At 46.7% G+C, this 14,757-nt stretch carries 11 protein-coding genes; 7 read left to right on the top strand and 4 right to left on the bottom strand.

Translation table 11 applies throughout. From position 1 onward, the window contains the following. Nucleotides 1-24 precede the first annotated feature (24 nt). Nucleotides 25-1,014, bottom strand: a complete 990-nt coding sequence (locus F5971_RS08415) for a TRAP transporter substrate-binding protein (RefSeq protein ID WP_036511116.1) — start codon at nt 1,012-1,014, stop codon at nt 25-27. A 133-nt stretch (nt 1,015-1,147) separates the two neighbouring features. Next, nucleotides 1,148-1,918, bottom strand: coding sequence for a pyrroline-5-carboxylate reductase family protein (locus F5971_RS08410; RefSeq protein WP_051514412.1), 771 nt, complete (start codon nt 1,916-1,918; stop codon nt 1,148-1,150). Nucleotides 1,919-2,131: 213 nt separating this feature from the next. Here F5971_RS08410 and F5971_RS08405 point away from each other — a divergent pair, with 213 nt between their 5' ends. From F5971_RS08405 to F5971_RS08385, 5 genes are all read left to right on the top strand, one after another. Next, complete coding sequence (locus tag F5971_RS08405) at nt 2,132-2,695, top strand: GbsR/MarR family transcriptional regulator (RefSeq protein WP_036511113.1); 564 nt, start codon at nt 2,132-2,134, stop codon at nt 2,693-2,695. Nucleotides 2,696-2,731: 36 nt separating this feature from the next. Further along, complete coding sequence (locus F5971_RS08400) at nt 2,732-4,105, top strand: cytochrome ubiquinol oxidase subunit I (RefSeq protein WP_036511110.1); 1,374 nt, start codon at nt 2,732-2,734, stop codon at nt 4,103-4,105. Beyond that, nucleotides 4,102-5,106, top strand: coding sequence for a cytochrome d ubiquinol oxidase subunit II (gene cydB, locus F5971_RS08395; RefSeq protein ID WP_036511107.1), 1,005 nt, complete (start codon nt 4,102-4,104; stop codon nt 5,104-5,106). The genes F5971_RS08400 and cydB overlap by 4 nt, the downstream gene beginning before the upstream one ends. A gap of 246 nt (nt 5,107-5,352) precedes the next feature. Then, a complete protein-coding gene (locus F5971_RS08390) occupies nt 5,353-7,197 on the top strand; it encodes an ABC transporter ATP-binding protein (protein ID WP_036511105.1) in 1,845 nt (614 codons plus the stop codon). Between the two features lie 26 nt (nt 7,198-7,223). Then, the gene (locus tag F5971_RS08385) at nt 7,224-8,516 is read left to right on the top strand and encodes a voltage-gated chloride channel family protein (RefSeq protein WP_193494712.1); all 1,293 of its coding nucleotides are present in this window, start codon (nt 7,224-7,226) and stop codon (nt 8,514-8,516) included. Nucleotides 8,517-8,555: 39 nt separating this feature from the next. Here F5971_RS08385 and F5971_RS08380 read toward each other — a convergent pair whose 3' ends face one another. Continuing rightward, nucleotides 8,556-10,268 carry a potassium/proton antiporter gene (locus tag F5971_RS08380; RefSeq protein WP_193494711.1) on the bottom strand — a complete coding sequence of 571 codons (1,713 nt, stop codon included), beginning with the start codon at nt 10,266-10,268 and terminating at the stop codon, nt 8,556-8,558. A 236-nt stretch (nt 10,269-10,504) separates the two neighbouring features. Here F5971_RS08380 and F5971_RS08375 point away from each other — a divergent pair, with 236 nt between their 5' ends. After that, nucleotides 10,505-11,254: an EAL domain-containing protein gene (locus F5971_RS08375; RefSeq protein ID WP_193494710.1), complete on the top strand. Its 750-nt coding sequence runs from the start codon at nt 10,505-10,507 to the stop codon at nt 11,252-11,254. Between the two features lie 611 nt (nt 11,255-11,865). Next, nucleotides 11,866-12,558: a response regulator transcription factor gene (locus F5971_RS08365; protein WP_193494708.1), complete on the top strand. Its 693-nt coding sequence runs from the start codon at nt 11,866-11,868 to the stop codon at nt 12,556-12,558. 8 nt (nt 12,559-12,566) lie between these two features. Here the strand turns inward: F5971_RS08365 and F5971_RS08360 are convergent, their stop codons facing one another. After that, complete coding sequence (locus tag F5971_RS08360) at nt 12,567-14,735, bottom strand: methyl-accepting chemotaxis protein (RefSeq protein ID WP_193494707.1); 2,169 nt, start codon at nt 14,733-14,735, stop codon at nt 12,567-12,569. Nucleotides 14,736-14,757: the final 22 nt, after the last annotated feature.

The following is a 14,757-nucleotide window of genomic DNA, read 5'->3' as shown; positions in this document are numbered from 1 at the left end:
CTGTCGAAAACACTGACGGCGATTTTAGGGGGTACGCAGTCTATTCACTGCATCTCTTAATGCACCTAACGATTGCGCTTTTTCTGACCAAATCGCTTCCCATGCCGCGATGCTTTCAGCAAAGTGTTCGCGACTTGCTTCTGTAATCATGATATTTAGCGCTCTTAGCTCAGCTTCTTGATCCTTTTCTTGCAGCCTGAAGGTTTCTAATACACCGTCTAGCTGAGCTTGCATCAGCTCTGTAATTAATGCTTTATCTTCTTCCTCCAGAGTTCTCCACACACGAGCTGAGACAACGCCGACCATCGGGAACATCATATGGTTAGAAATCAGCAAGTGCTCGGCACGCTCATAGAATTTGAAGATTAAGATTGAATCATAATCCATATCAATGGCATCAATTTGACGATTTGCTAAAGCGTCATAGACGGCTGGCAAGGGTAAAGGGGTGGGAGCTGCACCTAACGCATTGTAAAAATCGCGAATCGGTTCAAAAGGGGTAATTCGCAGTTTTTTACCCCGAAGATCGGCAGGACTTTCGACCGGCACTCGGCTCATGACTTGCCTCATGCCCGCCATGCCGTAGCCAATACCGATTAAACCCGCTTGTTGTGGCAGAAGATCAAATAAACGTTTCGCTTCATCTGTTTTGAGCAAACTGGCGGCTTCGTCCACGTTATCCACCAAATAGGGTGCATAGAGCGCACCGAATTCTGGCACACGATTTGAAACCTCAGCAATAGTCAAAAAAGCCATATCCAAAGAGCCCGCTTGCAACTGCTGAACCATCTGTGCTTCATTCCCCAACTGCTGTGCCGGAAAAATTGCAACACTGTGCTTACCGTTGGATGCCTGATTGAGCTCATCGGCAAAGGCTTGAGCCGCTTGTGTCCAATGATGAGACGGCGGGGTAATTAGCCCTAAGCGAAAATCTTTTGCTTGAACAGCAAAGGCCGCCAAACTTAAACACGAGACAGCGACAGCCGACGCCAATGATTTTCGAAAGTAACCCATGAACATCTCCTAACGGCAGGTATTTGATGCGAATATATCTAAAAATCTACCCGAAAAGCGTTTCTAGATAAAGCGATATCTGTAAAAGCTTTTCAAACACTCTCAATTTACAAAAATGAGATGCATTTGCCGATCATGGCATTGACTTTAACTCTTTCAGTAACTCACTCAAAATATCCACCCAAGGCTTTTCGGCTTGCCGCTCTTTCAGGTGATAAAGGCCTCGCGCCGTAAACGTACCGGGGGTTCCAATCTCACGTGCAAGAACAGAGGGCGCGGTGCTCCGGCGTTGTTTAAGTAAGGTTGCGGACTCCTGTTGAGCCCGCGCTAATAACTCAACAGCATCGACTAAAGACATCCCCGTTTCATCCGAAAAGGCCTGTGCCAACGCCTGAATCTGATCTAACCACCATGCATTCACACAAACGCTAAGCATTGACGCTTCAAACTGTGCTTCCGTGGAAAAACTCTGAACACCAAATCCTGCATTTGAAAAACACGTCGACAGGGCCGCATCGCTTGGAAAGAAAAAAACACTCGCGCCGGGATATTCTGCTGCAATGCTTGCCATCATACGAGTCACTTTGGCCGGGTAAAACAGCGCTTGAAGAGTTTTTAGCTCGACACCTGCGGCAACACAGATCAGATGATGATCCGGTGTCAGTTTGATCTGCGCCGCAAGCGCCTGCAAATCATTCGGTCGAACACCGATGATCACCGTCGAGCATTGATCCACCACGGCTTGGTTGTCTGCCGCAACGGACACCTGCGGCAAACTCAATAACCGCTCAACACGAAACGCCGAACGTGGAGATAAACACCAACGGTAAGGCGATTTTGATTTCTGGACGCCCCTCACGATTGCCTCTGTCAGCGCCCCTACCCCTAACACACCGATACGCATGCGGCCCCCTTTCTTATACTTTTACATCAGTATAGGTGTGAATTCGAATATCGCTAGCCTCGACATATTTACACGCTCATGGATGCAAGAAATGCACGAACAAGCACACCTGTAACGTTCAATCATAGATTTTCTTTAAAAGCGTTGATCTAGATCAAGACATAGGCGTATTATTCTTTCAGAAAATTCTGAAAGTTCAATAAAGGCACAACTATGCAATTAACACCAATGATTGAATCCTTTGTTTACCACTTTGGCGAAATGGGCAGCCGCTGGGGCTTCAACCGCACCGTGGGTCAGATTTACGCCTTATTGGTCATCAGCGAAGAGCCCTTATGTGCGAACGAAATCGGGGATCTACTCGGCATTTCTCGTGGCAACGTGAGCATGGGTTTAAAAGAGCTGGGCAGTTGGCAGCTGGTTCAGGTGATTCACAAACAAGGCGAGCGACGTGAATTTTATCAAAGCCGAGGCAGTATCTGGGACATGGCTAATCGTGTATTTGAAGAACGGCGCAAACGCGAAATGGACCCCACCCTCACATTACTGCGCGACATTATGATGGACGAAGCCGCCAATCAAGAAGAAATCTACGCCCAGAAACGCATCGCCGAAATTCATGACCTGCTGGAAAACATTACGGAGTGGACGCAAAGCCTGCAATCACTTTCACCCGATAAGCTGAACACTTTAATGAAACTCGGTTCGGGGGTGGGCAAGGTGCTGGAGTTTACGGATACGTTCTTAAGTAAAAAAGAGCCTGCCAAAAAGGCGTAGTGTGTTGATCGGTGCTTATCTACCTGCGAGGTCCTTATGTTAGACACCCTGCTACTCTCGCGAATACAATTCGCCGCCAATATCAGCTTTCATATTTTATTTCCCACAATCACCATTGCCCTTGGCTGGTTGCTGGTGTACTTCAAAATTCGCTTTGATTTATCTCAACATCCCGTTTGGATGCGAGCCTACCGCTTTTGGGTGAAAGTCTTTGCCTTGACCTTTGCTTTAGGCGTAGTAAGCGGCATTACCATGTCGTTCCAGTTTGGTACCAACTGGCCCGGCTTTATGGAAACGGTTGGAAATATTGCGGGCCCCTTGCTGGCCTATGAAATTCTGACGGCTTTTTTCCTCGAAGCCACGATGCTGGGCATTATGTTGTTTGGCTTTAATAAAGTCCCCCGCTGGCTGCACACCTTGGCCACGTTATTGGTTGCGCTCGGCACAACCTTGTCCGCATTTTGGATTCTCGTTCTGAATTCATGGATGCAAACACCAGTCGGCTTCGAAATGCGTGATGGCGTGGCCCACGCGACGGATTGGTTGGCGATCATCTTCAACCCGTCCTTCCCCTATCGCTTTACGCACATGTTATTCGCTTCGGCATTAACGGTGTGCTTTTTGGTTGCAGGCATCTCAGCGTATCGCTTGTACCGAGGCGATAATAAAAAGGCACCTCGCCTAACCCTCAAAACCGCTCTGTTTAGTGCGGCGGTGTTGGCTCCTAGCCAAGCATTTATCGGGGATTTGCACGGTTTAAACACCTTAGCGCATCAGCCGCAAAAAGTAGCGGCCATGGAAGGATTGTGGCACACGGAAAAAGGCGCCCCCTTGGTGCTGTTTGCTATACCGGATGCTGAAACCCAAACGAACCGCTTTGCGATTGAAATTCCAAAACTGGCGAGTTTGATCCTGACACATGAATTAGAGGGTGAGCTACAAGGGATCAGTGACTTCGAAGATGCCCATCCCCCCGTTGCGCCTGTTTTTTATAGTTTCAGGGTAATGGTGGGAACAGGCATAGCGATGATCTTGGTGGCCTGGTGGTGCAGTCTGCGACTCTACCGTAAAAATGAGCTCACTCCCCTGCAGTATAAGGTCTTAATGGGTATGTCTTTTTCGGGGTGGCTCGCCACACTAGCAGGGTGGTATGTCACCGAAATTGGGCGTCAACCTTACTTGGTCTACGGCGTCTTACGTACCAGTGAAGCGGTTACTACGGTCGCCAGTGAGCAGGTTGCTCTCACCTTAATCATGTATCTCTTACTTTATGCAGTGTTGTTGGTGGCCTATATCAAAACCCTATTCTGGTTGGCCAAGCGCGCGATTGATGTAGAAGAGTACGATTTATCGCTTCCCGGTTTACCCGAAAAGAAAACGGAAATTGCCACAGAAGGAGCCCGCGTATGAGCCTATTAACAGCGGAAAACTTGGCGTTGGTTTTTGCCGCCCTAACGGCTCTGGCCGTGCTTTTGTATGCCATTCTCGATGGATATGACTTGGGCGTAGGGATAACCTTACCCATGAAACAAGAGGCTTGGCGGGATACATCAATTGCATCGATTGGCCCCTTCTGGGATGCCAACGAAACCTGGCTTGTTTTAGCCGTAGGCTTACTGCTGGTGGCCTTCCCTGCAGCGCACAGTGCCATTCTTCACGCACTATACTTGCCTGCAGCATTGCTATTAATCGGACTTATTCTTCGAGGAGTGGCGTTCGATTTTCGTGCTAAGGTCAAACCTGAGCGTAAAATTCACTGGGACTGGACCTTTAAGTGTGGATCCTTACTCGCAACCTTTAGCCAGGGTTTTATGCTGGGTATTTATGTCATGGGGCTGGAGTATCACATCGGAAGTGTGATTTTTGCCTGTTTTAGTGGCCTTTGTGTGACAGCGGCTTACGCCATGATTGGCAACGCTTGGTTGATCGGGAAAACGACTGGCGATTTACAGTTTCATGCGATCCGTCAATGTAAACGCGCAGGCGTCTGGACGTTAGCCGGTATTTTAACGGTCAGCGCGATTAACCCGCTGGTAAATGCCAATGTGTATCAGGTATGGACAGAACCACCTTTGGCGTATTTATTCGCTGCCATTCCTCTTTTGTGCTTTGCCATGTTTGCATTGGGGTATCTAGCACTTAAGCGGCTGCCCCTACCGAATGATCGTGGCGCTTGGATACCCTTTTTCATTTGCAAGGTGATCTTCGTCTGCAGCTTTGCGGGGTTAGCACTGAGCTTTTACCCCTTTGTCGTTCCAAACCAAATGACCTTGTATGAAGCCGCCAGCTCAAAAGAATCCTTGACCATAATCTTCTTTGGCGCGGTGATCGTCATCCCCATTATTGCGGCCTACACCGCCGTCGCGTATTACGCCTTCCGAGGTAAAGCCGATGGTTTGAAGTACTATTAAGTTCGCGGCTTAGAAACCCAAAGCCTCATTCGCTTTGCGTAATAACTTGAGTGGAATGGGGCTTTGAATCCTGAGTGTGGTTTGTGATGGAGTGCGCGCATTAAATGATTTTCTTTCGCACAAAAACTGGACTATTCAGTCTAAATTAGTGTTAAATCGTCTGCTCAATGCCTATCAACATCATGGCTCGCCCAACCTTGATGACATTTCCCGCACAACTCAACAGACAAAAAACAGAGAGTCCACATGTTTCGCTGGTTCGAAAGCAGACTTAACCCATTTCCCGATGAACAATTAGGTCAACCCCCAAAAAGCCTCATTCGCTTCTGCCTGCATTACTCGCGTGGGATGTGGCCTTGGATCGCTTGTGCAGCCGTTTTGATGGCGTGCGTTGCCTTGGTCGAAGTCTGGTTATTTAGCTTCCTTGGTAATATTGTGAACTGGTTGTCTGAGCAAGACAAAGAAAGCTTTTTAGCCACCGAGGGCTGGAAACTGATCGGAATGGCCTTGGTTATTATGGGACTGCCATTATTGGTGTTCATTCATTCTGTACTGAATTTCCAAGTGCTGATGGGCAACTACCCCATGCGCATCCGCTGGCTGGTTCACCGCTACTTGCTTAAACAGTCAATGAGCTTTTACCAAGAAGAATTTGCAGGCCGCATCGCAACCAAGCTCATGCAAACCGCTCTTGCCGTACGCGAGTGCGTGATCAAAATGATCGATGTGCTCAATTACGTCACGGTCTACTTCATTGGCACTCTGTTCATTCTGGGCAGTGCCGATCAGCGTTTGATGCTGCCCTTGCTGGTATGGATCGTTGCCTATATTGTCATGTTACGTTTCTTTGTCCCCTTAATGGGTAAGGTTTCGCAACTCCAAGCAGATGCACGCTCGATCATGACCGGACGCATTGTCGACGCCTATACAAACATTCAAACCGTTAAGCTCTTTTCTCACTCTCAACGGGAATCCGACTATGCCCAAGAAAGCATGCAGGGTTTTTTAAGCACGGTTCATAAGCAAATGCGCTTAGTCACCTTGTTTAACACTTGCTTGTATCTGTTGAATTCGTTGTTGCTGCTATCGGTTGCAGGCCTCAGTATCTATCTGTGGTTATCAGACCTGATCAGCATTGGCGCTGTCGCCGTTGCACTTGGCTTAGTGCTGCGCCTATCGGGTATGTCGCAATGGATTATGTGGGAAGTATCGTCTTTATTTGAAAACATTGGCACCGTCAGAGATGGCATCGGCTCAATTTCAGTCGCGCAAGAGGTGCAAGATCAACCCAACGCGCCGGCTCTACAGGCATCAAACGGCGTGATCGAGTTTGATCATATTGATTTTCATTATGGTCAGGCATCCGGTGTCATCGAAGGGCTACAGCTTTCGATTAAATCGGGTGAAAAAGTCGGTATTGTCGGGCGTTCGGGTGCGGGTAAATCAACGCTCGTGAATTTACTTCTGCGCTTCTACGACGTTGAAAAAGGCCGTATTTTGATTGATGGGCAGGCCATCCACGAAGTTCAGCAAGAGTCGTTACGCGCTAATATTGGTATGGTCAGCCAAGACACGTCGTTATTGCACCGATCCGTGCGCGACAATATTGCCTACGGTCGCCCCGATGCATCTGACGAGGAGGTCATCGAAGCCGCTAAACGCGCAAAAGCCCATGACTTCATTCTCAGCTTAAAAGACATCAAAGGCCGTACGGGCTACGACGCGCAAGTGGGCGAGCGAGGCGTCAAACTCTCTGGCGGTCAACGACAACGCATTGCGATTGCACGCGTCATGCTGAAAGATGCCCCGATTCTAATTCTTGATGAAGCCACATCTGCGTTGGATTCCGAGGTGGAATCTGCCATTCAAGAAAACCTGTATAAACTGATGGAAGGCAAAACCGTGATTGCCATTGCCCATCGTTTATCGACCATCGCGGCCATGGATCGTTTAATCGTAATGGATAAGGGACAGATTATTCAAATGGGCACCCATGATGAACTGGTAGCTCAACCAGGCTTGTACGCTCAACTCTGGGCACGGCAATCCGGCGGTTTTCTGGGGGAGGATAATGGTGATAGACTCCCGTAAATCACTTTTCGACTGAGACTACGACCATGCATCGCTCGCCAATCCCACTCGGGTTATTCAAACACCTTGCTAAATGGCTGATCTTGGCCTGTGGTGTTGCGATTTTGGCGGGCAGTGCAGCAGCTCTGTTTTTATTCTCGTTGAGCTGGGTTTCGAACACCTTTTCTAGCCACCCTTGGCTACTATGGCTACTGCCCTTTGCAGGCTTTTTTGTGGGCTGGATGTATCTTCGCTTTGGCCAAAGTGTTGAAGCGGGCAACAATCTACTGCTGGATGAAATTCACGACACTAAACGCGTGATTCCATTGCGCATGGTGCCATTGGTGCTTGGTGGTACGCTTATTTCCCATCTTTTCGGGGCTTCGGTTGGCCGAGAAGGAACAGCCGTGCAAATGGGGGGAGCGCTTGCCGATCAACTCACCCGTGTTTTTAAACTCTCGAATGATGATCGGCGTATCTTACTGATGGCGGGTATCAGTGCAGGTTTTGCCTCGGTCTTCGGCACGCCAATCGGGGCCGCTGTATTTGGCCTCGAGGTTTTAGCAACGGGTCGGCTGCGCTATGAAGCCTTACTGCCCTGTATTATTGCCGCAATTGTTGGTGATCAAGTCGCACTCATGTGGGGCGTGCATCATGACTATTTCACCGTCGCTATTTTTCCATCCATATCCGCCTGGAGCCTGGGTGTCATGATTGTCTGTGGTGCCATTTTTGGTCTTACGGCGCGCGCCTTTGCTGAGGTCATTCACTCCATCAGCAGCTTTATGAAGCACCGAATACACTACAGCCCTTTACGGCCTTTCGTGGGTGGACTGCTGATTGCTGTCTTGGTTGGCTTAGGCCTCTTTGAAGCAGACCGCTATTTAGGCTTAGGCATACCCGTCATTTTAGAGGCCTTTGATGCCCCCCTTTCCATCACGGATAGTATTGGTAAATTCTTTTTCACAGTCCTGTCCTTAGGCGCTGGATTCAAAGGTGGAGAAGTCACCCCTCTCTTCTTCATTGGGGCAACCCTTGGCAATGCACTCTCACCCTTGTTTGATATGCCGTTTGCATTTTTAGCAGGCATAGGTTTTGTGGCAGTATTTGCAGGCGCGGCCAATACTCCTCTAGCCTCCACTTTAATGGCGATGGAGCTGTTTGGTGCAGAGATTGGCGTTTTTGCAGCCACCGCTTGTATTGTCAGTTACCTTTTTTCGGGGCATTCAGGCATTTATGGCTCACAGCGCATAGGCGATGGAAAGCACCTACCTACCGAAGAAGGGCTAAAACTCAACGAACTCAGAGAGCGCCGCAAGCAGCGCCCACCTTCCCCTTAACCTTTTGAGAGTCCAACAGAGACAATACAACGGAGTTTGTTAAATCAGGCGCAGGCCCACTTTAGTGATTCTATCGCCTTCCACTTCATTCACTACCCATTGTATTCCGTTCCACTCCATGCGGTCCCCAACCACGGGATGACCACCAAACCGCTGACTCAAAAACTGATCAAGGGTTAAATGCGTTTGATCAGGACTGATCACTAGTCCATAGAGTGCGGCCACATCCTTCAGGGGTGCACTCCCATCCAGAGTGAAGTAACCAAAGAAGCTTCGCGCTTGTTGTTTAAAGGGCAAAGGCTCCTGATTAAAAAGCTTATTTAGAATCGGAACATCGGCATCGCGACCTATAATGCAAAGCACATCATTTACTTGCAAACGCGTACTGCCTGATGGATGAATCAGCTGATGATCTCTAAACAATGCACCGACACGCGCACCAGATGGAAAATGCAGCCGCCTGAGTTCTACCCCTTGGACGGTATCCTGCTTCACCGTGTACATAAATGCTTCATAGTCGTTTTCAGGAAAAATCCCTAAGGGCATACGATGACAGGGGGCTGTCGCCATCGGCACTTCGACCTTTAACCACTTGGCCACCCAAGGCAAGCTGCTGCCTTGAATCAACAGTGAAATCAATACGACGTAAAACGCCATATTAAACAACAAGCCAGCAGACTCAACACCCGCGATAATCGGGAAAATTGCCAAGACAATCGGCACAGCGCCACGTAAGCCAACCCATGAAATAAAGCCTAACTCTCGCCAAGAGAAATGGAAGAAGGGCTTGAGGCACAAAACAACGGCAATCGGTCGTGCCACAAAAATCAGCCCCAATGCCAAAAAGGTCGCAGGCCAAGCAATGGCGAGCATTTCATGGGGCGTCACTAGCAATCCTAAAATCAAGAACAAACCGATTTGACTCAGCCAAGCCAGACCATCGTGCACAGGCAAAATATGCAAGAGGTGACGGCTGCCACTGTTGCCGATCATTAATCCCGCAAGATAAATGGCTAAAAATCCACTGCCGCCCAACATGTTGGCACCTGCGAAAATACACAGTCCAACACCTGTTACCAACAAGGGATACAGACCTGTTGCCAGATCTAGGCGCTTCAAGGTATGCGCAAATAACCATCCACCGAGTATTCCGATCGGTAACCCTATCCCAAACTGCTCGGCAAACAGAATAAGACTGCTGTACCAATCATCACCGGGATTCATTAATAAGGTAATGAAGGTAATGGTTAAAAAAATCGCCATAGGGTCGTTGGTGCCGGATTCAATTTCAAGCGTTGCACTGACCCTCTCGTTCAAATGAACCCCCTTGCCACCCAACATCGAGAAAACGGCTGCCGCATCCGTTGACCCCACGATTGCACCAATCAGCATGCCTTGTAGCAACGAAAGGTCAAAGATTAGCATGGCCAATAAGCCCGTGAGGCCACTGGTGACAACAACCCCTAAGGTTGCTAAAGACAATGCGGGTTTAAGCCCCACTCGAAAGGTCTTCATTCGAGTTCGCATACCGCCATCTAACAGAATAATTGCCAAGGCTAAATGCCCTATCAGATACGCAACCTCAAAATCCTGAAAACTCAATCCTCCAATGCCATCCTCTCCTGCTAACATACCTATACCCAAAAACACCAGAAGTAATGGCATTCCAACACGCGCAGAGATAATCGTGGCCAAGATACTTAGGCACAACAACACAGATACAATTAAAAAGATGAGGTTAATATTCGACACAGTTCAGTTTCATCTCGGCATATATTAATAGAATTAGACCAATGGATCATAACACAGACGCATCTCAGGAATAGAGGGACTTCTAGCATACCTTAGATACCGGATCATCCTTAAAAAGTCAGGCACTCGAGCCTCACAACCATAGCGATTTACTTTGAAATTGACTAATGTATATTATTAAACAAGGTGCTGTATTGATAGCTTCTATTTTTCTCTAACTCAAGGTGATTTTGTACATGATTTCAAACAGAGCGCAACGCAAAGGTTGCAAAGACTGTCAGACACCTCTTGATTTTGAGTTCAGCTTTGCGTTTCAGCCTATCGTCAATGTCCGTGAAAAAAGCATTTTCGGTTACGAAGCCCTTGTTCGAGGCATAGCAGGAGAGTCCGCTTACAGTGTTCTGTCTCGCGTTAACGATGAGAATCGCTATGCCTTTGACCAAGCCTGCCGAGTCAAAGCCATTACGTTGGCCAGCCACCTAGGCCTAGACAAAGTATTAAGTATTAACTTTCTACCTAATGCTGTCTACGAGCCTGAACACTGCATTCAGAGCACCTTACAAGCGGCGACAGAGACTGGGTTTCCAATCAATAAACTCATGTTTGAAATCACAGAGTCAGAGGTCGTCTTAGATCCAGCACACTTGCGTAACATATTCGAACACTATGAAAAACAAGGTTTTATTACAGCTATCGATGATTTTGGGGCTGGGCACGCGGGCTTCAATATGTTGGCCAACTTTATTCCCCAAATTTTAAAAATTGATATGGAGTTGGTTCGTAATATCGATACAAACTCAGTAAAACAAGTACTGGTTAAAGGACTGATTGATATTTGCCAGCAACTTTCGATTACGGTACTGGCTGAGGGTATCGAGACAGACGCGGAGATGCTCTACTTCAAATCCCTGAATGTTGAACTAATGCAAGGCTACTACTTTGCGAAGCCTGGATTCCAGTGCCTGCCAGACGTTCAATTTTCCTAGTGATTCAAGCAATGCCTCCTATGCCGGCGTGAGTATTCTTAAACACATTCACCCAGTCTATGCAACGTATGACCAGGAACTTACCTTGCTGATCACTTGACATAATGCTATTCGTCCTAGTTTAGACCCTGTCTCTGATAATCGCAGTATACGCTTGCTATGCTATCGAGCTGCCTTCTCACTTCGACGGCCTTACTCGCCTTTTCGGGGGCTAACAGTAATCCTTGGCTGATAGAATAAATGAGCCGTTCAAGCTCTTGGGCCACTATAGTCAGATCATGTACCTGATAACAAGAGGCTGCTCCAGCTAATTTATGGGCCTCGTAATATAGGTCACGCAGTGAACTTGATTCTCGTGAACTGAGGGAGTCCATCCACTCTTCATACAGGCTGTTCATACATTGCAGTCTCAAATCAACTCGATTCAAGAACCCACGTCTAAGCGTTACAAAGTCATCTTCTGGCATTAACTTTTCCATGATGCGCTCCAAGACTCGTTAACTCGATAACTGAGATATATTAAATAATCAAACAAGAGTATGCATACATAGTACTTAAACTGCCAGCATGCTAATATCGTCATTTAGTGTTCTATCAGTTTATAAAGCACAATGATAAAGAAAATTGCAATCGTAGAAGATGACATGGATCAGGCTCGACTCATTGCCTATTGGTTAAGACCTTACGGGTTTGAGCCATGTTTGTTTATTAGTGCGGAGTTGTTTCTTGAGTCAATCAAGTCAGGGACTAAATTTGATCTTTTGCTGGTTGACTGGGTTCTACCCGGAATGGATGGTTTAAGCTTAATTAAAACGGTTTCATCTCATTTTTCACTTCCTCCTACGATCTTTGTGACGCTTAAGAATAAAGAGTTTGAACTGGCCTCCGCACTGCATGCAGGAGCAGATGATTTTATTAGCAAACCCTTAAGTAAAACCGTTTTAATTGCAAAAACCTGGTCATTACTGAGACGTTATGGTCATGTAACACACCCTTTCAATGACTCAGTGCATCTTGACCAGACAAAGCCCATACTGCACTACCAACAAAAGAGTCTTCGCCTGTCAAAAAAAGAATACCAGTTTTTATCTTTATTTTTACATTCGAATGCAAACACGGTTTTTAGTCGAACAGATTTAATCGATGCTCTGTGGAGCAATGCGAGCACAACTGACAACAGTCGAGCACTCGATCTGATGATCTGTCGACTACGCGCCAAACTTAATCAGTTCAACCCTACTCCCTTTAAAATTGTCAACCAATATGGTCAGGGTTATATGTTGGAATATAACCCTGAGCCTTAAACACACCTCTAGTCTTTATAAATCCTAAACTCTTTTCCTAGGCCATCTAATACCTGTGTCACCTTTTGTACTTGGACACATGCCTGTAATGCTTGTTCTGCTTGTACTGCATTGCTTTCAGCCAGTTGAGCAATATTTTCTACCGTATTCGCAACTTCTCTTGATGCCTGTACCTGCTCATCTAGCACTTGCTGAATTTCTTGGGTGGCCTTAACAACGCTCTGAGTTTGCTTTTCAATTTCAGCAACAGACTGTCCAGCTTCGTTTGCTTTCTCAACCCCGTCAACAACGCGGATAACACCAGAGTTCATTTCGATAACTGCAGCTTCGGTTTCTTGCTGTATCTGCTGCACCATGTTCGAAATCTCGACAGTTGAGATGGCAGTGCGCTCAGCAAGACTCCGCACCTCATCTGCAACCACTGCAAATCCCCGTCCATGTTCGCCAGCACGTGCAGCCTCAATCGCTGCATTGAGAGCAAGCAAATTTGTCTGTTCGGCAATTCCACGAATAGTGGAAACAATCTTGCCAATACTTTCAGAAAGATTTTCAAGGGATTTAAGACGTTCAGCAGCATGCTTAACCGCATCGGCAATATTAATCATTTCATTACTGTTGGCATATACAGCTTGAGCACCTTCACGCGCCACATTTCCAGCCTGTAAAGACGACTGAAAGGCTGCGTCAGAGTTATCCCTTATGTGTGACACCGAGGCACTTAATTCCTCCAAGGCCGCCGCCATACTCGAAGAAGCACTGGATTGCTCCAATGCTCCTCGAGAGGTTTCATGGCTAGCACTTGCCATCTCACTAACAGCACCGCTTAGTGCACGTGTTGATACATTAATTTGAAACAGTATTTCATATAAACGATTCCGCATAATTACAACCGAATTAAACAAAGATCCAATCTCATCTTTACGGCCTAATGGAAGTGGTGCAACGAGATTACCTGCTGCAATTTCACGCGTTGCCAACTTCAATTTCAATAGTCGCTTAAGCAATCCTTTTGTCAGTAACACAATAATTAGAATTAATACGCCAACCATCGTAATGACTGACACACCTAATTGTTTTACTGGATGCATAAATGCATTATTTAAAGCATCTAAGGGCACTGTTGCTTGTGCGACACCTCTGACATCACCTATTTGCCAATCTCGCTTTGGACTGTCTGGATGATTATTATGACAAGCTAAGCAGCTGGGCTGATTCATTACATCTGCTCTGGCAACACGATAAAAAGGCTGACCATTAATTTCAATACGGCGTCCATAACTCTCTTGTGGATTTTGCTTAAGAAATGCAATGGCATCTCGCTCGAAAGAGTCAAGACTTGTCTCTCCACTTTCGCGAAATTTAAATGGCTGATCACTGTATAATCGGAAAGTTGACCCCTCATGACCGCTCGTCATATCGCCTAAGGAGCGCATAACAGTGGCGGGAAGAGGAAGCGTTGACGGTGAATTCACATGATCATGCGAGATTGTCAAACCCGCCGTTTGAGCCTTTGGAAGTATTTGTTCACTGTAAAATCGTCTAGCATTAAACGCCATCACAATTAAATCGTTTGCATTTTGAAAACCAGCTCTATCTAGGGTTTCTGAATGCAAACGGCGCAAACCATCCGCCATAACGCCAATTAAAACTAAGCAAACTAAACAGGTAGGGAAAATTAATTTCCATGAAAAACTTAGAGATTGAAAAATACGTTTAGGCTTACTCAGATAACTTTTAATGCCAGGTTCAATAATATAACCACCGTCCAAACGATGCCCACTACCCTCTTTCATCTCACGATATAAAATTTGCGCAGCTTTAATTTCTTCGTCAGTTGCTTTAAGGCGAACACTCATATAACCCCCTTCTGCAAGGGGCGTCGCGGTGGCTTTCACCCAGTAATGATCGCCGTTTTTTCTACGATTTTTAACAATTCCCTGCCAAGCTCTACCCGATTTTAATGTACTCCACATGTCTCGGTAAGCTTCTGATGGCATATCAGGATGGCGAATGATGTTATGAGGTTGACCTATTAACTCTTCACGTGAAAACCCAGCATATTCAACAAATTCATCATTAACGTAGGTAATCATGCCTTTATCATTTGTATGCGAGATAATTGCACAGTCAGTACGTACTGGAAAATCACGATTGGTAATAGGACTGTTGATTCTCATTATTATGTACCTTAAACATAGG

It is taken from the genome of Nitrincola alkalisediminis, from assembly GCF_009821115.1.
Taxonomy (GTDB): Bacteria; Pseudomonadota; Gammaproteobacteria; order Pseudomonadales; family Balneatricaceae; genus Nitrincola; species Nitrincola alkalisediminis.
This window is presented reverse-complemented; position numbering and strand designations above follow the sequence as displayed.